Annotated in this window: 16 protein-coding genes and 1 tRNA gene; 12 read left to right on the top strand and 5 right to left on the bottom strand. The window is 47.9% G+C overall.

Features of this window, described 5'->3' with window-relative positions; genetic code table 11:
- The first annotated feature begins 1 nt into the window (after position 1).
- The 3 genes from K1Y77_RS08885 (at position 2) to K1Y77_RS08875 (ending at position 3,758) form a co-directional block, all read left to right on the top strand.
- Complete coding sequence (locus tag K1Y77_RS08885) at positions 2-1,894, top strand: AAA family ATPase (RefSeq protein ID WP_264428048.1); 1,893 nt, start codon at positions 2-4, stop codon at positions 1,892-1,894.
- Between the two features lie 620 nt (positions 1,895-2,514).
- A complete protein-coding gene (locus tag K1Y77_RS08880; protein WP_264428047.1) occupies positions 2,515-2,667 on the top strand; it encodes a hypothetical protein in 153 nt (50 codons plus the stop codon).
- Positions 2,668-3,302: 635 nt separating this feature from the next.
- The gene (locus tag K1Y77_RS08875; protein ID WP_264428045.1) at positions 3,303-3,758 is read left to right on the top strand and encodes a hypothetical protein; all 456 of its coding nucleotides are present in this window, start codon (positions 3,303-3,305) and stop codon (positions 3,756-3,758) included.
- A 312-nt stretch (positions 3,759-4,070) separates the two neighbouring features.
- On the opposite strand, the gene K1Y77_RS08870 is transcribed toward K1Y77_RS08875, so the two are convergent.
- On the bottom strand, positions 4,071-5,786 hold the full coding sequence (locus K1Y77_RS08870) for a hypothetical protein (protein ID WP_264428043.1): 1,716 nt from the start codon (positions 5,784-5,786) through the stop codon (positions 4,071-4,073).
- A 295-nt stretch (positions 5,787-6,081) separates the two neighbouring features.
- On the opposite strand from K1Y77_RS08870, the gene K1Y77_RS08865 reads away from it, so the two are divergent.
- Complete coding sequence (locus tag K1Y77_RS08865; protein ID WP_198349660.1) at positions 6,082-6,696, top strand: recombinase family protein; 615 nt, start codon at positions 6,082-6,084, stop codon at positions 6,694-6,696.
- A gap of 389 nt (positions 6,697-7,085) precedes the next feature.
- Entirely contained in the window at positions 7,086-7,796 is a 711-nt protein-coding gene (locus tag K1Y77_RS08860) for a hypothetical protein (protein ID WP_264428041.1), read from the top strand.
- 1,288 nt (positions 7,797-9,084) lie between these two features.
- On the opposite strand, the gene K1Y77_RS08855 is transcribed toward K1Y77_RS08860, so the two are convergent.
- On the bottom strand, positions 9,085-9,342 hold the full coding sequence (locus K1Y77_RS08855) for a restriction endonuclease subunit S domain-containing protein (protein ID WP_253485371.1): 258 nt from the start codon (positions 9,340-9,342) through the stop codon (positions 9,085-9,087).
- Between the two features lie 233 nt (positions 9,343-9,575).
- Positions 9,576-9,809 carry a hypothetical protein gene (locus K1Y77_RS08850; RefSeq protein WP_264428038.1) on the bottom strand — a complete coding sequence of 78 codons (234 nt, stop codon included), beginning with the start codon at positions 9,807-9,809 and terminating at the stop codon, positions 9,576-9,578.
- A 1,403-nt stretch (positions 9,810-11,212) separates the two neighbouring features.
- Between K1Y77_RS08850 and K1Y77_RS08845 the strand changes: the two genes are divergently transcribed.
- From K1Y77_RS08845 to K1Y77_RS08815, 7 genes are all read left to right on the top strand, one after another.
- On the top strand, positions 11,213-11,482 hold the full coding sequence (locus K1Y77_RS08845; RefSeq protein ID WP_198349663.1) for a hypothetical protein: 270 nt from the start codon (positions 11,213-11,215) through the stop codon (positions 11,480-11,482).
- 59 nt (positions 11,483-11,541) lie between these two features.
- Positions 11,542-12,108 carry a hypothetical protein gene (locus K1Y77_RS08840; RefSeq protein ID WP_264428036.1) on the top strand — a complete coding sequence of 189 codons (567 nt, stop codon included), beginning with the start codon at positions 11,542-11,544 and terminating at the stop codon, positions 12,106-12,108.
- Between the two features lie 141 nt (positions 12,109-12,249).
- Entirely contained in the window at positions 12,250-12,399 is a 150-nt protein-coding gene (locus K1Y77_RS08835; protein ID WP_264428035.1) for a hypothetical protein, read from the top strand.
- Between the two features lie 1,216 nt (positions 12,400-13,615).
- Positions 13,616-14,017 (top strand): hypothetical protein, encoded by a 402-nt coding sequence (locus K1Y77_RS08830; protein WP_264428033.1) that lies wholly within the window; start codon positions 13,616-13,618, stop codon positions 14,015-14,017.
- Positions 14,018-14,296: 279 nt separating this feature from the next.
- Positions 14,297-14,539, top strand: a complete 243-nt coding sequence (locus K1Y77_RS08825; RefSeq protein ID WP_264428032.1) for a hypothetical protein — start codon at positions 14,297-14,299, stop codon at positions 14,537-14,539.
- A 315-nt stretch (positions 14,540-14,854) separates the two neighbouring features.
- Positions 14,855-14,931, top strand: a tRNA-Pro gene (locus tag K1Y77_RS08820).
- Between the two features lie 799 nt (positions 14,932-15,730).
- Positions 15,731-18,475, top strand: a complete 2,745-nt coding sequence (locus tag K1Y77_RS08815; protein WP_264428031.1) for an HAD-IC family P-type ATPase — start codon at positions 15,731-15,733, stop codon at positions 18,473-18,475.
- Between the two features lie 185 nt (positions 18,476-18,660).
- On the opposite strand, the gene K1Y77_RS08810 is transcribed toward K1Y77_RS08815, so the two are convergent.
- Both K1Y77_RS08810 and K1Y77_RS08805 read right to left on the bottom strand, forming a co-directional pair.
- Positions 18,661-18,861, bottom strand: coding sequence for a hypothetical protein (locus K1Y77_RS08810; RefSeq protein ID WP_030072854.1), 201 nt, complete (start codon positions 18,859-18,861; stop codon positions 18,661-18,663).
- Between the two features lie 120 nt (positions 18,862-18,981).
- A complete protein-coding gene (locus K1Y77_RS08805; protein WP_030072856.1) occupies positions 18,982-19,707 on the bottom strand; it encodes a sulfite exporter TauE/SafE family protein in 726 nt (241 codons plus the stop codon).
- Between the last annotated feature and the right edge of the window lie 25 nt (positions 19,708-19,732).

The raw sequence follows: 19,732 nt of genomic DNA, 5'->3' as shown, positions 1-19,732 counted from the left end.
TATGAAATTAAAGCGGTTTCGCGTTACTAATTTTCGCTCTGTCACTGACAGTGGCTGGATAGATGCATCGGACGTTACCGCCTTAATAGGCGAGAATGAATCTGGCAAGACGAATCTCCTGTTACCGCTTTGGAAGCTTAATCCTTCGGGAGGCGGGGAAATTAGTCCGTTGGACGATATGCCGCGTTCGCGGTTTGCTGAAATGCGTAAGGAACCAGAGCGCCACGATTTCATAAGATGCATTTTCGAACTTGATGATGCTGAACGAGATTTGGCTGCAAAATTCGGAATTGACCGCAATAAAACAGAAACAGTTGAGGTTGTTAAAGACTTCGCCAGCCGCTATCTGTGGCGGTTTTCAGAAGAACCTGGGGTAAACCTAAATAATGTATATGAGCAGCTAGATTGCCCAGAGGCTCAAGATAATGAAGAGGAAAGTGATGCTGAGAAGGATCTTGGGCCGAGCCTGCATGAGACGTTGAGTCGGTGGCTTCCAAAATTCGTTTACTACTCCAATTACGGAAATCTGGACGCTCAAATTTATCTGCCACATGTTGTTGATAACCTGGGGCGGGATGAATTGGGTGACAAAGAAGCGGCCAAAGCTCGGACACTCAAAGTTCTCTTTAAGCTTGTAGATCTAGGTCCTGAGGAGGTCTTGGAGCTTGGGCGCGCAACTGTCGTAACTGAGCGGGTCAATCCGCAGGGTAGGGCCGTATCAGTTAGTGAAAAAACCGAAGCGCAAATCCAAATTGATGATGAGCAGCTCAGAACACGAGCCGCCTTATTGCAGTCAGCATCCTCAACGCTAACCAGAAGCTTCAAAGATTGGTGGAAGCAAGGCGACTACAAATTTCGACTTCACGCTGATGGATACTATTTCAGGATTTGGGTTTCTGACGACAGGCGTCCCGATGAGATTGAACTTGAGCACCGCAGCACAGGTCTTCAATGGTTCCTGAGCTTCTTTCTCGTTTTTAAATACGAAAGCGAAGACACTCATGAAAATGCCATTGTGCTACTTGATGAACCGGGCCATTCTCTTCACCCGCTCGCTCAACGCGATCTGTCAGCTTTCTTCGATAGTTTGTCTGAAACGCACCAAATCTTCTTCACAACACATTCCCCTTTCATGATAGATGCAAACCGTCTGGATCGCGTGCGAAAGGTTCATCTTGACGATGACGGGGCAACTGTTGCATCAAGCAACCTCGCTGCAGGGCAAGGCAAAAAAAATGATCGTGGAGCAGGTGCAAGCTATGCAGTCCATTCAGCTTTGAATCTTACAGTCGCTGAAAGTCTTTTGTTGGGATGCTCTCCCGTCATCGTCGAGGGTCCATCTGATCAGCATTACCTGTCTGCAATTAAGACGATCTTGATATCAAAAGGAAAAATTCAGCCAGTTGGTGAATTGGTCTTCCCGCCTTCAGGAGGCGCCAAGACTGCGAAGATAATTGCTGGAATTTTAATGGGGCGCGACGATACTTTGCCGTTCGTCCTATTGGATGGTGATACAGCCGGAAAACAAGCTGTGAAGTCGCTAGTGGAGGGGTTGTATCAGGGTTCAGAGGATCGGGTGCTATCAACTGACGAATTTATAGACGGTATTACAAATACCGAAATTGAAGATTTGCTGCCAGCAGAGCTTATAGTCCAGGTTATGGATCGCATCGAACGGCGGGCAGAACGGGATTTCGAAGATGTTTATGAAACTGGAAAGCCGATAGTTCCTCAAATTAAGAATTGGGCGAAAACAGAAGGTGTTGAGCTTCGCCATGACTGGAAAGTTCAGCTTGCGCTTGGCGTAAAAACAAAGTTGCTAGCTAATCCAGACAAACATATTGATGAAAAATGCTTGTCGAACTGGGTCAATCTATTTGAAAGACTGGCTTGATCCATCAGCGATGCATAAGATTATTATTTTTCTATGGCTTAGTTGAAAAATTAGGCGTGATCCTTATGAAATCCGTTAAGCCTAGGTCGAAGTTGACGGATTTACCCATGTGCAGATCAGAGCGTGTGTTGGATTTCTTAACCGCGAAGTAGCCGAACTAGAGTTCCAGTGATTCTCTTGATGGGCCCGCTCCGGCTCGCTACTTCAATGACGATCAGAAAAAGAAAGCGGTTGAATTGATTGGCAAGAGTCGTATGACGCTGCCGCTGACCGGACAGTTGTTTATGAATTTAGTCAGGGGCGCATCTACTTTGACAACTCCCTTTCGATAAACCTCTGAGACCGTATCGATATGGCCAAGATAGCCGCTGGGTTATATTAAAAGAAAAGCCAAAGCAAGGCCGCTTATGCCTGTTAAGCGTATTTCTGAGCGCCTGGACTATTGTGGTTCTGACTGGATACCAAAGGACGCCATCAAAGGCTATTGCTGGCAGAAATGAAATTCTCATAAGCTGGAAAAAGAGAAGGCATCGTCAAGACTATATTCGCTGGCAATATATGCCGAAGTGTCTCTCTTAACAAACAGTATATGCTTAAATAACGAGTCTTCATGGAAGAAGATGTCAGGAGAAGAGCCACCTCTGGTGATCGACCATGAAGATAGATATGGCACGAACAACCGCTGGGACTATCTGCGTGATGAAGCCGGACGTAATTACCTGAACATGACCAAGCATAGCAACAACACCATCTGTGTGACGGGAGAGAGCTGATCAAAGACGAAGTTAAATTAGCATATCAAGCGCCTTGACGGTGAAACGAAGAGTTGCGGCTACTTCGATCGTGATGATAGCGCAGTAAAGGTAGTGCCAACGTTCGGAATAAGACTGCCTACAATTCACGTCATTGACAGGAGCTTGCACCCTATGCAACTGCAATTGCCGGAATACGCCAGAGCTAAGCGCTGAGTTTTTACGTATCGTAGCAAGGCTCTTGGGCGGTGTTTTAATAGAGGCTTATGTAGGGGCTATGCTCTTTCAGCCCAGTTCAAGATATTGGCCCAATCAGGTTTCTGTGGCAGTCTTGGCTAAGTTATTACAAAAAGGCCAAATAAAATGTCTGACAGGTCAAAAGAAATACACCGGCAATCCGAGCGTATGTGGCTATTGGTCAGAGCATTTCTTGATGGCCTCGATAGAATAGGGGCTACAATTTTCGCGGTAAGCTTTGTTGGAGGTCTTCTTGCTCCCAAAACTAGCGCTATGACCACCTCCTCTGCAGTGCTAGGGCTTCTTTTTGGCACAATTACCATTTTGATTGGTGGCTACTTCAAAGTGCGGGTAGATACTATAATTACCGATGTCAAGAAGCTTCTAGCTTCCCCAGAAGATATCGAAGGTGATAAATCATGACTCTTCAGAATTGGCTAATGATCTCACCAGCTTTACTCATACTTGCGATAGCGGTGGGTTTAATCCCGTTTATCATCAAGGCTGGCGAAAAGTATTCAAGGTTAGCATCTGAGCTGGGCGAGAGTAGATCGCAAAGCACAGATAGAGAAAAGCCTGCCGTAAACCATGTCGATCTGGATCGAAATACAAGACGTCTAGCAGAGGCCATCGAGGAGCTTTCAGCCAATATCAAACAAGGGACTACAACCTCTAAGGATGCCGATCTAATTGATGATATGCGGAAAAAGTTTTCAAAAATGAAAACTCAGTCACCTGATGATCCAACCACTCACTTAGCGAGTGATGAATTGATGGACGTCTTTGTCAAAATAAAAACGGATTTTGAGGCTAATAACCCATCAGTTAAAGTTAAGCTGCCTGAAATAAAGCCTTACCTCAGACATAGACGTTAAAAAGTTAAGGTAATGTTATCAAGCCCGCTATGAGCGGGCTTTCGCAGTTTGAAACAACGGACAAAAGGCTGGTTCCGGTCATTAACGACGTGTTTTCGATAGGCTATCTTAATCGTAACTATCGGCAAGAAGGCTGGAGAGCGTTCGTTCATCTCCCTGTATATGTGGTCAGGGATTTTCAATTTGCCTTGGTAAATGGACTAGCGCCCTACGTCTGCCTGAATTTTATGCGCATAGAAAAGAGCCGAATGATCAAAACCATCCAATACGATTCATCAGAGGCTTACAATGATAACCGCTGATACTTGGCTGCTATGACCTGCATGTAGTTGCCATCGGCGGTGGCCATTCAGTTATCAGGCTACTCATTTGATAACGTCGGCAGAGTTTCATGACGCCTCTAGGAAGCTCCAGGGGCGTTTTTTTCGTCTTTCTACATAATGATATATCCCAAGCGCTAAGACGTCTTAAGCGCGCAATTTGAGCGTTATAGGGGGTGTTTAGGGGTGCTGTTAGAGGAGGGTGGCGAGCACCGTAAGCGGTGTTAATTTGCCGTGCTATACATGACTGACTTGGTGGGTTGTTGCCCGCCGACATAGCGTATAGCGCCATTTCCGTGTCTGTCGTTAAGGTGAGCGTTAGAGAGCTATTTTGCCCTGGCGTTATCGAGCGTTTTTCAGCAACATTAAGCGCCTGCTGTTTCATAAAGGCGTCAAGCTCAGTATCCGATACAGCCGGGTCAGTTGGAGCCTGCCATAAAAGCTCTTCCTGGCGGTATTGCTCAATATCACTGCTGATTTCCTGCATTAGCGCTTCGTATTGGCCTTCCGATAATGAGCGTGCTTTCTCTTGCTCCTTAGCGATCACAGCAATTTCCGACATCAGCCAGTCGTATTCGCCTTCTGTCATTTCCCCAGTAGGGGCACTTTGATCTATAAAGCGTTCTGCCTCTTCGACCACACGGTCATATTCACCCTCTGACAGTCCTTCCGCTATTTCTTGCTCGGCGTCAAAGTAGGAGGCATCAACTGATGGATCATTTTCCTCATACTGCCAATCATACGAGGGTTCGCTGTTGCGGAAATGCTCCCATGCTAAGGCGTTATCTATGTCTATGATGCGCTGCTCATCAAGGCGAGCCTGGTCAGGGTCTATCGTCTCTGGCACCCAACCCTTCAACATGTAGGTCAACGCCTGATGGCAGTTCAATGTCGTGGTGTCGAAAGTTGCACTTCGAAAACGGTTTTGTTTACTGCGCATTTCTTCATAGCGTGACTTTGCTGCTGAACGCAGCTCGTTAGGCACATAAACGCGGCATTTGCCTGCTTTCATATAGCTGCTAATCTTCTCCAGAGCCTTTGATATATAATCCGCAGCACAGACGTCAATATTGCATCTAGCTGATTTCGTTGTAGCCGCTGTGTGACTGCTTAAAGAAGATCGCTTTTTACGAGGCAGCCTGTAAGAAGTCTGCAACCGAATACCTGAATCCATATCGGTGTCTACTTTGAGGCACTGCTTTATTTTGGCCTCATCATCTTTATGAAACCCAATTAAGCCGTGGCTGTGCAGGTTGCCTTTGTAATCTTCAAGCACCCCGAACCATTCCGCTCTGACATTGAGTTTGCGGAACCTTCGGTTGATGCAATTGGCGTATACACCTGCGGGCGAGCGCGTGTTGTTATTAGCGAGCCTCTGGGTGAGCGCTTGAGAGAAGTTGACGGTTAGAAAACCCAGTGTCCAGCCATCTCGTTGATCTATTCTTTCGCGAAGAACCATGCAATAGAACCGCAACTCCAGGGAAATGCTGCGGCCATTTAACTCTTGCCGGAGCGGCTGATCCTTCCAACGTTTGATGACAAGGCTATCGGCAGTCATCCTGAATTGACCAAAATGCTGGCCGATGGCATATAGAAGGTGCCAGCGTCTTACTCGATCTGCATTTGAAGAGCTAGTAAATAATGGGTTACTTACTTTTTTTACCGGTGTTTTGACGGTGCGTGAAGCGCACTTTATTGCTTTTTCCATGTTACAATTCATCTCTGCTTATTAATTGCCGGCCCTTATCGGGTCGGCATTTTTTTGTCTCTTAAGAGCGCTTTAATTTATATGCGTGCATGCTCTTTAGTTGAGCGTGACTTGTCACGTATAAAATATAATTATTTAAAAAGTCACGCTGTCTTATAGTGGTTGTATCAAAAGGTTCACTTTAAGATCCAGTTTGAAAAGTGCATGACTGCCAGGCTCTTATACGTAAAAATAGCTTTGATCCATATATAATACTGCTAACCCAAGTTGTGAGCTATATGCCGAAGGAGTTTTTATGGGTGCTATTGTCGGTTATTTAAGAGTGAGCACTGACGATCAACAGACTGGTTCGCAAAAAAGTGAAATAGAGTCTCGCTACTCAGTTGATCGTTGGTTTGAAGATGCTGCTGTCTCTGGTGTTGTTAAAACGGAGAAGCGTGAGGGCTTTAGCAATTTAATGAACTATGTGCGCGAGGGTGACACTTTGGTTGTTTATGCCATCGATAGGTTAGGGCGCGATACCATCGATGTTTTAAACACCGTCGAATCCCTGCACGCGAAAGGAGTGGCTGTTATCTCAATTAGAGAGGGGTTTGAGTTGGGCACCCCGATAGGTAAGGCGATGTTAACGATGCTAGCCGCAATTGCCGAATTAGAACGGAGCAACATAAAGGCGCGGCAAATGGCCGGTATCGCGCGGGCAAAGAAAGACGGCTTACAGTTTGGTCGTGAGAAGGTCATAGATGATCGAGCAGTGGCGCTGTGGCGATCACAAAACAAGCAGTCGATAGCCAAGACTGCCAAGCATTTTGGAATTTCCACTCCATCGGTGAAGCGAGCTTGCCGTAAGGCTGCTGAGGAGGGGTGGTTGGATGAAGCTAACCTGCAAATGAGTAAGCAAGCAAGTTGACACCGGTATAAATAATGCCCTCAAGCGCTCAGATTTGCATCGTGAGCGCTTTTTCCTCTCTACGTTGTGAACCCCTTCAGTGCAATGCTACGTGCTTTTAAACATCTTTTTCGAAGTGTTTAGCCACAGGTTTTGGCGTCAGCAAGAAGAACCACTAATCCCGATGATGGCAGGATGATCAGCATTGCTGGTCTCTGTAAAACGCTCTGCATGCAGTGTCTGTCAGCCAGCCTTCAACAACGCTGTTTCCATTTGGATTTCAGGAAAGGCGGAAGCTGGTGGCTAATATGAACATTTAGTTATCGACATGGTTTGTGTTCGTTGCCTATCTCTGTCAATACTGGTGGCACTCAAGATGACCAACCTATTCGTAATTTACCGAGGTGGGCATGAGCCAGAAAATTGAAAAAAGCCATTGGGCGAGGCTCATTCAACTGCTCAGCCAGCATAAACGTAAGACGGCTGCCTTGGTGGCACTTTTAATTGGGCTAGTGCTGGCGATAGTGTTGCTGGTCAATGGACAGCTAGAAGTCGGCACGTTTGTTTCATTGCTTGGCCTATCGCTTCTGGCTGGAGTTGTCATCGCCCTTTGGGGCGGCTTTTCAGAATTAAAAATTTTCGGTGGCGGCATCAGGCTCAAAGAGCTTACCGGAGGGGCTGAAAGGGGTATCAAAAGCCTTGAGGAAGGCCGAGTGACCGTTTATCGACAGATGTTGACCTTGACTATGCGTAAGCACGGCGGAGCTTCGGGTTACTACGATAAGCGTATACCGGAGTTTCTCTTGGTCATTGACGAAATCAAGCAACAAGGGCTATTCGCGGAACTATCTAGCCAGGTGGATGAATTGGCAGGTCAGCTCTTAAATCAGCAGCAACGAAATTTGACACTGATGATTAACCCCATGACCGGTGAGGGGATTAGTGGCGTTTCAGTCGAGCAACAAATTGACGAGCTGAAAGGGTGGCTACGTCAGATGGAAGGCAGCAATGTCAGCAGTTTGTCGAGGGAGGGTTACCTACTTTATTTCGATATCCTAGGTATCATTGAAAACCTGGAACGGCTTGTTGATTTTAGCGCAGGCACACATCGCGCAAGTTAGCACCTCACTATAAGCGCGTAATGGTCGATATACGCTCCGTTTCATTTTCCCTATGTCATCTATTGTGTCAGATGCGAACTCGCCCAGGGAAGCTTCTCTGCTCGATCTAGCCCTAGCCAGAGAGCTGACGCTCAGCTTCTACGTATAAGGGTGTCGCTTGTTGCAGTGGGGCACCAGAAAATCCGCCCCCTTGGTTCTATAAGGGAGGCGCCTATTTCGTCTCTCGAATAGGCAGCACTCCCCACAGCATCCGCGAAAAAACCTAGGGGTTTCAGTTCAGGCCCGTCTCATTGGCGAACTCTTCTCCGGCAAAGTGTCCCCGACGTCGGCGCGCGCGTTCGCGAATTTCAGTTCTGACTTGGTAGTTAGGATTAGCGGCTGTTGAACGGTTACTTTCAGGTTGGTCAGTAGGTCAGTTAGGCAGAGAGCAGAGAGGCTAAAATGACTTGGTGTAAGGACTTAGTGTTGGGTGTCTAGTGCGCTTGTTGGCTAAGAGCAAGGCTTGAGAGGTAAAGTGATTTTCAGTGATAAGCAGAGGTATTCGGTTATCGTCGATTTTTTCGGGTTTATTCGTTTTTTTCTATAAAAGTAGTGTTTTTAATAGTCTTTTTAATATGGCATCCGGTGGGGAGGGTGGAAAACTCCTTACCAGAGCAGACGCTATTCGCATCAAGGCTCCGGTAAGGCTTTTCCCCTCCAGCCACCCATGCTTAGATAAGATCAAACGATCCGACATCCGTATGGGGCCATCCCTCACTGCACTGAACAACGTCACATGGATCTGTGAGATCCGGGCGATCCCATGTAACGCCCGCAACGCCCCGTTCAGTGACCCCTGATGGTGATCAGGAGAACCTCTTCAGGCACAGCCTATTGTCGCGGATCTCTTCTGGCTGTCGTCGGTAAGTTTATCGCTGTCTGCGTAGGTCACCTTTCGTCGGCTCCCTCTGGCATGAATCACTGATAACTTCACTGACTTTTCACCTGTGGCCGAACGTATGTTTCTCCGATACCTCCGCAGGTGTGTGCATTCCGAACTGGCTGCATGCACAGTGATATTATCTACAGGAGATGGAGACATGGCAAGCAGATTATTGCTTCGGAGAGGTAGATCGTAAGTGGCTGATTAAATTGAGCCAATGGCGCTTATACTTGACTGTTCTTATACTTGGTGCGGGATGTGAATGTAGTAGCGAGGCCGAAACTCGCGAACCTCAACACCCGCATTGATCAGGGAAGCCTGGAGCATAGCATTGCTGGCCATGGATGAGGCTTGCACTCACTACCTCTAGGCTTTTTCCTCGCCGAATATTTCTTTTGCTTGATCACCCGTAAGCGGTGCGTCCCAGCCTTCCACGTAAGTGATTTGATCTTTCATCACGCCGAATATTGACTGCCAGCCATGGTCATCACCATTCGCTGTCGTCGGGATCTTCGTGAGTTTCACGGTGCCTGCGTCCCCGCTGATGGTGATGTCATGTCCTTGCTGTGCCAACGCGATGACCTCTTCTAACTGTTGCTGCGCCTCATCAACTGAGATTTTCATTTGCTTAAGCTCCTTACTTACTTCGCCTGATTCAAGAATAGCCTAAGTCGGGGTGGCAGCGAGCTGAGTTGATTGAGTCTAAGCTTTAAACAGCTCTAAAGTTGCGTTTTGAGAGGCGTGAGCGACAGGGTGTAGGTTGGTATTGGCTTGCTAGTTAAAGCACTTTAAAGGGCTTTACTGAAGGTTTTTGGACATGCTTTTATCATCAGCAGGCCTAGGGTTGGCTTTACCTGCTAATTTGAAAGAAAACCTCGGATTATCCAGCGAGTGAGGTGACCAAGGCCAAAAGCTAAAGCAGGCGGGAGCAAGCCGGCACCTAAGGTGAAAATAATGATTTTGCCAACGCTCGCGTGAGAGCTTTGACCAATCGCAACAAGCAAAATGAATAAAAAGTAAACACCACTTGCTACAAGCCACAGGCGTATCCAGCCCGGTGACACTAACGCTTTTTCGATTTTATCTTTCAACGGTCTGCTTCCTGACTTGGCTGCTCAAGTTATTTTAGGACGCACCTTTCTAATCTAAATTTACTTTATTGTCTACAGCGGCGAGTGACTCATCAGTGAAAGGGTGAGTGTGACTAGTGACGTGAAAATTCTAGGCCAGCAGTAACTTGATTCGAGCTGTTGTCTGAAAGTGCCGAGCTTATTAACTGGAAAGTCGTAGGAGAACGCTAGGCAAACTAATCCTAGTGATTTCAGCAAACACTCCTTCAAGCAAACGGAAAACCTAATCCCGTAGCTGCTCACCGAAGCAGAGAGTGGGGTCAACGCTGAGCAAGACCGTTATCGTTAAGAAAATAGTCTTTGCTACTTCGGAGACGGGATTGCTCTGCACCTTTCATGCTGAAAGGCTAAAGCGTAGCTAGCTACGTGAGATACGAAGAGGGTGAAGGTCAGTATCAATACGTTGGTGCTGGAGAGGCTGGATCGGACATGAAAGGGTGATCAGCTCTATCTGACGAGCGCCGCGCCGCGCGCTCATTCCCTCACTCCCCTCATCTTCAATGCTTTCACAGTAGAGAGTGAGTCACTGACCTCGGTTGTTCAGTCTCTTTTTCAATCACGTTTTCAAGGTTTTTACAGTAGAGAGTGAGTAACTGACCTCGGTTGTTCAGTCTCTTTTTCAATCACGTTTTCAAGGTTTTTACAGTAGAGAGTGAGTCACTGACCTCGGTTGTTTAGTCTCTTTTTCAATCACGTTTATTACCTGTTAGTTAGTGTAATTAAACAGCTACTACACTAACTGATGCGTAGATGGTCGAAAGCCAGCAGTGGTGCGGGCTTCGTGAGGGTTTTGTTGCTTTGATTGGTTGCATTTTTTCCACTCCGTATTTGCCCGAAATGGGCAGTAAAGTCATCGGCTGCACCTGCATTGACATAGCGGGTATCCAGTTAGGCGTTGTGGTGGCGGTAAACTTATTCGCCCCTTTTGTGATGACGCCTTGCCACTACAAGCTATAAGCCTTCCGCATGGGTATTCTCATGAACGTGACCGATGGTTCCAGAGACGACTTGAAATCGGTCACGGTATAACGGGATACGAGATCATGTTCAAACGGAATGGGCGGTTCCGGTAGGACGGAATACACATCACATGGATGCGAGGGCAGGGCCTAGAGCCATAGCCGGTGTTTATTGTGAAGCTTTCGATCTCACGCCAACCGCTCTGTAGTGCGTTTAAAGGCGCGATAGCAGAAAACTAAGACCACCTAGCTATCTGCGTGAGAAAACGTCTTGGTGAGTGAATTTGGTGGGTCTTGAAGTGGAAAAGGCCAGAGGAACAAATGTGTTGTGATCGTTCAAGGTGAAGAAAGCACCGCTGGATGGTCTAGCTGTCGATTGCCTAAGTAAGATCCTGGAGAGCGACGATGACAAATGACCTCGCCGAAATTACCGTCTACATGACCAAGCACCCTGAGAGAGGGCCAAGGTTGTTCGTTAAGGCGAAGGGTGCGAGGTTAAAGGTTAGCCGCAGCGTCACTATGGCCGAGGCGATTGCCATCTGGAGAGGCGAATTTCCTGAGAGTCTAAGTGACATGATGACCGAGGCTCAGTTCCGAGGTTATCAGGCTGAGTTTGTGTTCCAGGCGGACATGTATTTTCAGCACCTTGGGGCTGAGATCGACCTGAGTCAGTAGGTTAAGATGGGCAAATGTTCATAGTGAATGGACGTAACCAGAAATAAGCGAGAGGCGATATGGAAACATTGCTCATCCTTCTGCACCAATGCCAATCAAGGTTAAATGATATTGGTGTTGATGCGGGTGATTTTTTGGCCGGGATCTTTACTCTGGGTGGAGCCGCGCTAGGTGCATACCTTGGTGGGAAAGTTGCTTTTCGCGGAACGATAAAAGCAAACAACCAAGCGCTTACTCGCAGCAAGCTGGAGGAAGCCTTTTCTGCACTTGCTGAAGTCACAACCGTCCGAACTGATCAAATGGTTTTGGTGCGAGATATGCTCAAAAACACAGACGCTATTGAGGTGCGCCGATATGCAAAGGAAGAGCTGGAAATTCATAACCACCTTCCAGCAGCAAGCCGACTGTCAGCTCTGACTAATTTCTACCTTCCTTCTGCTGAGCAACAAGTCTTCGAGCTTTCAGGTATTCAGTTTTTATTCGACCGATTCGTCCGTGATCTTGACGAAAACCAAGGCAGGGAAGCTCAAGCAAGCCAACATGCTAATGAGCAGCTTCTTGAATTTTACAAACTATCGGGCCGCTTGAAGGAAGTGATCCGTCAAGCACATGCCGAACTTGGCTGATCATTAATTCACTTGGGTGTTAGGCAGGCTTTGCGGTGCCTTGGCGACTCCAGTGATATCGCTATCTTGGCAGATGCCTTGGCGACCACTGCTTCATGTAGGCAGAGCCTTTCCCGATCCCACGGTCATTAGGGAGACGCCTTGGCAGCTTCAGGTGAATGTCGGCAGAGCCGTTTTCAATGCCGAGCTAATCAGGTAGCGGCAGGTCGGCAGACCCGCAGCGCCGTGGCTCTCTCGAAAAATCTAGGCAAAGCCTTTCCCGAAGTGCCTTGGCTTGGTGAGCGTATGTAGGCAAAGCCTTTCCCAATGGTGGGCGGCCAAGGTTCGGTGTAAGAGCGTGGCGATGGCAGAGGCGGCATTCCCGCCAAATTCTCCTCCCTAACGCTTTCGCCACTCTCAGTCTTTCCTACACGGTCTCTGCCTACGAGCAAAACTCACAAGGCTCTGCCACTTACACGGCGTAAACAGTTCTCACCGGTGAATAATCGGGCTTCTGTGAGTAGGCTGCTGCTTACACGGCTCTCTCATAGGCTGGTGTCTCCGCGATCAGATTCCTTTTCTCTGGCTTCAAGCTTCTCCATGAGCGGTTGATTCTCCGGTTCTGGTCTTGTTGTTTTGCTCTCTTGGCATTTTGTTTCTATCTGAGGTTCTTCGGTTTGATTCGCTGTGCCTTGAAAAAACCGGTCTGCTTTCCCTGAGCCTGCGAGGGGAGAAACCTCTGTTCCGAGGATTTCAGCTTAGGCAGAGTTCTTGTATTGAATGCCTCACTCCATCTATATAAAACCCCTATTCCGAAGGACTTGTATTACTTGTAAGCAGAAAATAGGTTGAGAAATTGGAGCTGCGGCTTTCACCTCATTTCCGAGGATCGTGTTGAGGCTGAGTTCTTGTATTGAATGCCTCATTCCCTCTATATAAATATCCTCTCCGAAGTAATTAGTATTAATACAAGTAAGGGAAATTGGTCGGAGTGAGCGGGCGGCCGCCGAGCCTTCTGTCTGGATGTTCGTCTCTCTGAGCGCTTTTGAGCATGATCGGGGTGCTGTTCTTTCCTGCTGCTCACGTTGGATGCTTGAGTGTGTCGGGAAGCTGTCAAATTTCGTCTGTGAGACGTTTCCCAGCTCGATGCTAGTCAACGTATATGTCGGATCGGGAAACGTCTTAAAACGCTTCTTTTGAGCTTAACTATAAGTCTTGAAAATTCGCCCAAAAATGTGACGTTACGTTGACGTTGTTTTTGGCGTTTTGAGGGTATCTTGAGCAAAAGAAAACCCCCGTATCATGGGGGTTTGAGGGTGTTTCAGAGGGTCAAAACAAAACGTCACATTTACTCTTATACTTGGCTTACAAACGTCACATTTTTCGGCCTTAGTATAAGTGGCGAAACGTCACATTATTGCTGTGAAAACTTCCGCTCACATTGGGCTGACTACGCCGCTAACTTTCCGTTTCACACCAGTCCTCAGCGGAAAATAATGCTCATGTCCATTAACGAAGGAGCATTGCGATGTTGAACGGTAGCAGCGTGTCGGATTTTGTTGTGAAGCGTCAGAAAGAGCTGGGTTTGGCGAATGCAGATTTAGCCAACGCGCTTGGTTACAGCAACCATAACGTCATCACCATGATAAGAAGCGGTAAGACAAGGCTGCCACTGGATAAGGTTCGGCCAATGGCGAGCATATTAGATGTCGACCTGGCGTGGTTATTCCGAGCAGTGATGAGCGAATATGTGCCGGATACGTTGGCAGCTATTGAGCAGAGTCTTGGAGCGCTTACGTCGCAGAATGAACGTAATCTACTTGAGGTTTGGCGTCATGCTACCGACAGTAGCGATCCTGAGATAACCGAAGAGTTGAGAAAGGGTTTTATGAGCATTATGCGGCTCAAGGAGGAGCTTGCTAAGCCCTAACGAAGTAGGCAGCAGCACCGAAGCTGGACGTCAGCTTCGGTGTGTATTCATTGTTCCGCTTAAGAATGGACTGCGCTTACCAATTGTTACATCTTTATTGAACTCAATAATATTGATTAAGACGCTTAGCGGTAGCCTGCAGACCTGATCATTGAGCGACAACTTGACCTTGACCTCACCAACCAAGACATCGCAAACCGCATCGGCTACGCAAACCCAAACGTCATCAGCATGATCAAGAAGAGCAGAACCAAACTGCCAATCGATAAAGTAATCAAGATGGCTGACGCTCTTCATGTCGACAGAGCGCGTCTGATGCGTATGGCGTTGAGCGAATACATGCCGGATGCCTACCATGATATCAAGCAATGTCTTGGCGAACCCATTACTCAAAACGAGCGGGTGGTTTTGGAAGTGTGGCGTGACTCAACAAATGGCGAAGACCCTGCGATTCCAGAACATGCAATTAAAGGTCTTCATCAGGGCTTCCAGTTAATCATGGCCCAAGCTAACAATAGCTGATCCGCCCATCCATACATAAGGGCGGCGTTAGCCGCCTTTTTCTATGGAACTTCAAAACCCCATTTGTAGCGCAAAAAGTGGGGTTTTTTTACGTGAATCCGACATCCCTCAATAGCGTTGTAAATCAGATGCTTATGGAGGCATACGTGAATCCACCGAGAATCCAACGTTGCAACCTCCACGCCATTTTTAGCCGAGAATCCAACGTGAATCCAAAGAATGATGTATATTCGGTATTCGCTGATGTTTGGCGTGATCTTAGTAAGTGGTTGTTTTGTTGGTTTTTTAGCATGAATTTGCTGATATCCAAGACATCGGAGTGTGGCGCAGCTTGGTAGCGCGTTGCAATGGGGTTGCAAAGGTCGCAGGTTCGAATCCTGTCACTCCGACCAAGAATTTCTAATGAAACCGCCGCTTACGGGTAACACCGAGCGGCGGTTTTTTGTGCATGTCCAAAACGTTGTATCTGGCTTGTTTAGATAATGGGCGCAGTCACAGTGGGGGATCCATTCACGATCATGTTGGCTTGGTCTTGATGGCCTTGGCGAGAATAGCCTAGAGGGAAAGTCAGTCGGAGCGGACTGTTTTTATTTTGACTTGTTTCGCGCATTCAGCACCGTTGCGACCAATATACATACAAGTGCAGGTAGAAGTACGTCAAGAGCGGAATCAAGTGTCCAGCCCCGCCACACGCCCTCGAACATGCCTACTGGTAAAGTTTCCCCCCATTTCCACCCACGTTGTATACCCAGTTTATATTCGTGTTGTGCAATTTCCCGTCCTAAAAAAAGAGTAATAGCAATAGCGCCTGCTGCCCGGGGGGTAAAAAAGGGGAGAAGGGCAAGCTGAATGCATAGGGCGATCACAACATGCTCTAAATGGGTAACGTTCAAGCATTAGCTCCAAGAGTAAGCGTGAGGTTGACGTTTGCTATCGTAGGGTAGATGTCAACCTTATGCATACCCAGTCATTGGCAGCATATCGCCAGCTTCATAGCGTCAACAGCACTCGCTTTACTAAAAACAAAACTTCATTTAACCCTAGCTACTGCCCATTAGCTTATTATGAGGGAAGGATCGGGTGCGGGTTTTTTGCGTTGCATCATTTCCTCGGTACTTTATAAATAATGACAGTACTGCAGCGCAACAACCTGCTGTAAGCTGACGATATATTCATTAAGGGAGCTTATGGATGGAAAACCCTCAATCACCTGCTAAGCCATCGCGTGACTGGCACAGTGCTTCAGCGGATCAAGCGCTGGAGTGGCAATCTACGTCAGTGGACGGGCTATCGAGCACTGAAGCGCAGACGCGTCTGCAGCGCTATGGGCCAAATAAACTTCAGCAGGCTCAAGGGCGTCCCTGGTATCGACGTTTACTGGATCAGCTGAATAATATTTTAATTCTTATTTTGTTGGTTGCTGCTGTTGCTAGCTTTTTGTTAGGGCATACGATCGACGCAGCGGCGATTGTTGCCGTGGTGGCTATCATTGCGTTGATTGGGTTTATCCAGGAGGGAAAAGCTGAACAAGCACTTGATAGCATTCGCAATATGTTATCTCCCCAGGCGAATGTCTTGCGTGATGGAAAGCGTTCCACCATTCCTGCAGAGGAGTTAGTGCCAGGGGATATTGTATTGGTCGAAAGTGGTGACCGTGTGCCAGCAGATCTGCGGCTGATTGAAGCGCGGCGTTTTCGTACGGATGAGGCGGCATTAACAGGCGAGTCGGTGCCTGTGGAAAAGTTGTCTGACCCCGTGAAAGCAGATACAGACCTTGCTGAGCGAAGTAGTATGGCGTTTGCCAGCACGATCGTAGTGCAAGGTAATGCCCGTGGTTTGGTGGTTGAGACAGGCCGTTATACTGAAATCGGCAAAATTTCTGAACTCCTGCGTGGCGTAGAACAAATCAAAACGCCGCTGATCCAGCAGCTTGATCGGGCAGGCAGGGTGCTGGCGATTTTTATCTTAGCAGCGGCAGCCATCACTGCCTTGCTAGGCACCTTAATCCATGACCAGCCCGCTGCAGATATGTTTATGGCGGCGGTTGGGCTGGCGGTAGCCGCTATCCCAGAAGGCTTGCCGGCCATTGTGACGATTGGACTTGCACTTGGCGTGCAGAGCATGGCTAAGCGCAACGCTATTATCCGCCGGCTTCCTGCGGTAGAAACGCTGGGGTCTATTTCGACTATTTTTTCCGATAAGACAGGTACCTTAACACGTAATGAAATGACCGCTCAGGCGATTTGGTTAGGTGACGAGCAGTTCCAAATCGATGGTATTGGCTTTGAACCAAAGGGACGCTTTTATCGTGTTCAGCCGGATGGTGAAAAAGAACCTGATCACGTCGATCTCGCCAGTGCGCCAGGCTTAAGTGATTTTTTGCGTGCAGGCGTATTGTGCAACGACACCGAATTGCACCAGCAGTCAGGTCAGTATCAGATATATGGCGACCCAACAGAGGGTGCGCTGGTGGTCGCTGGTGAAAAAGCGGGTGTAAAAACATTAGAGGTGCGCCAGCAATTTCCGCGCCTGGATGCGATCCCTTTCGAGTCAGAGTTTAAGTACATGGCCACGCTGCATACAGAAAATGACGGGCAGCGTGTCATTGTGAAGGGGGCGCCTGATCGCTTGATAGAAATGTGCGATAGCGTCGCTACTAAGGAAGGCTCGGTCGAAATTGACCGTCATGAGTGGGAGCACCGCATTCACGAGCTATCTTCCCGTGGTTTACGCGTTCTGGCCATTGCAGATAAACCAGCGGCGGCGATTGATGCACTTGATCATCACCATATTGAAGGCAAGCTGCGCTTGTTGGGTATTATCGGCCTGCTGGATCCACCCAGAGCAGAAGTGATTGAAGCGGTTAAGCGTTGCCAACAAGCCGGTATTCGCCCCGTTATGATTACTGGTGACCATGCGTCGACAGCGCTTGCTATTGCTAAGCAGTTAGGCTTTTCACAAACGGAAAAGGCGCTAACTGGAAGAGAAATTGAAGCAATGAGCGATCAGGCGCTCGAGGAGATTATTTTAGATATTGATGTGTTCGCTCGCGCATCGCCCGAGCATAAACTGCGTTTGGTTAAGGCCATGCAGGCTCGAGGCGGGGTTTGTTCGATGACGGGGGATGGCGTTAACGATGGCCCGGCCTTAAAACGTGCTGATGTTGGTGTTGCCATGGGCGTGCAAGGGACTGAAGCGGCTAAAGATGCTTCTGAAATGGTATTGGCTGATGATAACTTTGCAACGATTGTTAGTGCGATCGAAGAAGGGCGTAAGGTTTACGATAATATTCGTAAAACAATTACGTTTATTCTTCCTACTAACGGCGCTCAGGGCTTGGCGATTATGCTGGCCGTGCTGTCAGGCTCGGTGCTACCGGTAACGCCGTTACAGGCATTATGGGTGAATATGGTGGTAGCGATTACGCTAGGCTTGGCATTGGCGTTTGAGAAAGGGGAAAAAGATTTAATGGCGCGCCAGCCAAGAGACCCGAAAGCACCGCTGCTTGATCTGTTTTTACTGTGGCGGGTGATTTTTGTGTCTGTGCTGCTACTTATCGGCGTCTTCGGCATGTTCTCTTGGATACTCAACCAAGGGGGTAGTGAAGCGTTAGCGCGAGCTGGGGCGGTCAATATGCTGGTTACAGGCAGTGCCGCTTATTTAATCAATAGCCGCTTTTTAATCAACAGCACGCTGTCGTTTGCCGGTATTTTTGGCAGTCGGCCGGTATGGATTGCCATTATGATGGTGATGTTGCTCCAAATGGCGTTTACGTATCTGCCCTTTATGCAGCTTATTTTTGGAAGTGAAGGGTTAAGCCTTACGCATTGGTTCGCTATCTTAATCGGTAGTTTGGCGATTTATCTGTTCATTGAGATTGAAAAAAAGGTGTGGCGCTTACTTGAATCTAAGCAAACCCACGCTAAGGTAAATTAATTATGTGCAGACTGATGATCGTACAAACTGGTCTAAGCACTTTGGGTCTAAGCACTTTTGGTCTAAGTACAGCTGGCATAAATACAAAAGGTAAGTAAAACAGCAAGACCCAAAAAAACGCCACCTACGTTAAGCGAGTAGCTAATGTAGGTGGCGTTTTTAATATAATCACAGGTGCCGCTTATTTAGCCTTGCGCTTTGTGATCTGCGAGCGCAGTTGCAACGGCTTCTTCCCATTGGCCTGCGGTAATTTCCCAGTGCGCCATTTCATCTTGATCTGGTGCGCCTTCTGAAGCGGCATTTAGCTCTTCAGGCGAATAGCGTTCAAAGCAGTGCTTGGCGAATGCTTTGGTTTTGCCGTCTTGAAGCTGATTAATCATTTCCATTCTGTTTATCCTTTCCTTGGTGGGTGGTCTCCCGCTTGCTTATGCTGGCAAGGTTTGAGTACTGCACCATGAGTGTAGCGGTTTGACGCCATGTTTGCCCAAGGGTGAAGCGCTCGTACATTAAAGTACAGCATCTACAATGATTTTTACCGCAATACTCGCTAACAGCAGCATGATGAGATTATCGAACCAGCGATGTGGTAGGCGTTTGCCGAGCCGCGCGCCAATTGGCATGGCGGCAAGAATGATGAATAGTGCTATGAAACTGTAATATGCGCGTTCCAGTGTGAGTATTTCCGCACTTAGTAGTGCCGGTATTTGAACGCAGGTAATCGCGACAAAAAAGACTGAAATAGAGCCAATAAATACCTGACGCTCTAGCTGCATGGCGTTAAGAAATGTTACGGATGCGGGCGCAGACATGCCCGCCGCGCCTTGCAGTACGCCAGCTAGCAAACCGACAGGCATTACAACGCGCTTAGCGGTAGTGAAAGGAAGAATTACCTGACGATTAGCCAGTTTAACTACTAAATAGAGCACAATCGCAGTCGCGACACCCAGTGATAAAAGCGTGGGTGATAGCACGACTAGCCCCCAGGTGCCGAGTACAATGCCTAACCCACCTGATAGAGAGAAAGCGGCAAGAAAACGCAGCGGTAACAGATGGTGCCGATATTGCCATACCTGTAAAACATTGCTAAACAAATTGGGCGCAATCAACACAGCAATCGCCAGCTTCACGTCATATAGCATGGTAAGTACAGGTACTACGAGAACGGGTACACCGGAACCGATAGCACCTTTGACGATGCCTGCTGCAACTAGCGTTAAAAGAGCAATAATCACTGGGAGTTTCCTGACGGATCAGGCA

The sequence above is a fragment of the Halomonas qaidamensis genome (assembly GCF_025917315.1).
In the GTDB taxonomy this organism is placed as follows: domain Bacteria; phylum Pseudomonadota; class Gammaproteobacteria; order Pseudomonadales; family Halomonadaceae; genus Vreelandella; species Vreelandella qaidamensis.
Note: the sequence above shows the minus strand (reverse complement) of the source record. Positions and strands in the feature narration are given on the sequence as shown.

Excerpts from the sequence above, each read along its gene's own strand:
- K1Y77_RS08870 (WP_264428043.1), bottom strand. The coding sequence starts at position 5,786 with ATGGAAAAAGCAATAAAGTGCGCTTCACGCACCGTCAAAACACCGGTA.
- K1Y77_RS08875 (WP_264428045.1), top strand. The coding sequence starts at position 3,303 with ATGACTCTTCAGAATTGGCTAATGATCTCACCAGCTTTACTCATACTT.
- K1Y77_RS08840 (WP_264428036.1), top strand. The coding sequence starts at position 11,542 with ATGGAAACATTGCTCATCCTTCTGCACCAATGCCAATCAAGGTTAAAT.
- K1Y77_RS08860 (WP_264428041.1), top strand. The coding sequence starts at position 7,086 with ATGAGCCAGAAAATTGAAAAAAGCCATTGGGCGAGGCTCATTCAACTG.
- K1Y77_RS08855 (WP_253485371.1), bottom strand. The coding sequence starts at position 9,342 with ATGAAAATCTCAGTTGATGAGGCGCAGCAACAGTTAGAAGAGGTCATC.
- K1Y77_RS08830 (WP_264428033.1), top strand. The coding sequence starts at position 13,616 with ATGTTGAACGGTAGCAGCGTGTCGGATTTTGTTGTGAAGCGTCAGAAA.
- K1Y77_RS08885 (WP_264428048.1), top strand. The coding sequence starts at position 2 with ATGAAATTAAAGCGGTTTCGCGTTACTAATTTTCGCTCTGTCACTGAC.
- K1Y77_RS08815 (WP_264428031.1), top strand. The coding sequence starts at position 15,731 with ATGGAAAACCCTCAATCACCTGCTAAGCCATCGCGTGACTGGCACAGT.
- K1Y77_RS08880 (WP_264428047.1), top strand. The coding sequence starts at position 2,515 with ATGTCAGGAGAAGAGCCACCTCTGGTGATCGACCATGAAGATAGATAT.
- K1Y77_RS08845 (WP_198349663.1), top strand. The coding sequence starts at position 11,213 with ATGACAAATGACCTCGCCGAAATTACCGTCTACATGACCAAGCACCCT.
- K1Y77_RS08825 (WP_264428032.1), top strand. The coding sequence starts at position 14,297 with ATGGCTGACGCTCTTCATGTCGACAGAGCGCGTCTGATGCGTATGGCG.
- K1Y77_RS08810 (WP_030072854.1), bottom strand. The coding sequence starts at position 18,861 with ATGGAAATGATTAATCAGCTTCAAGACGGCAAAACCAAAGCATTCGCC.
- K1Y77_RS08865 (WP_198349660.1), top strand. The coding sequence starts at position 6,082 with ATGGGTGCTATTGTCGGTTATTTAAGAGTGAGCACTGACGATCAACAG.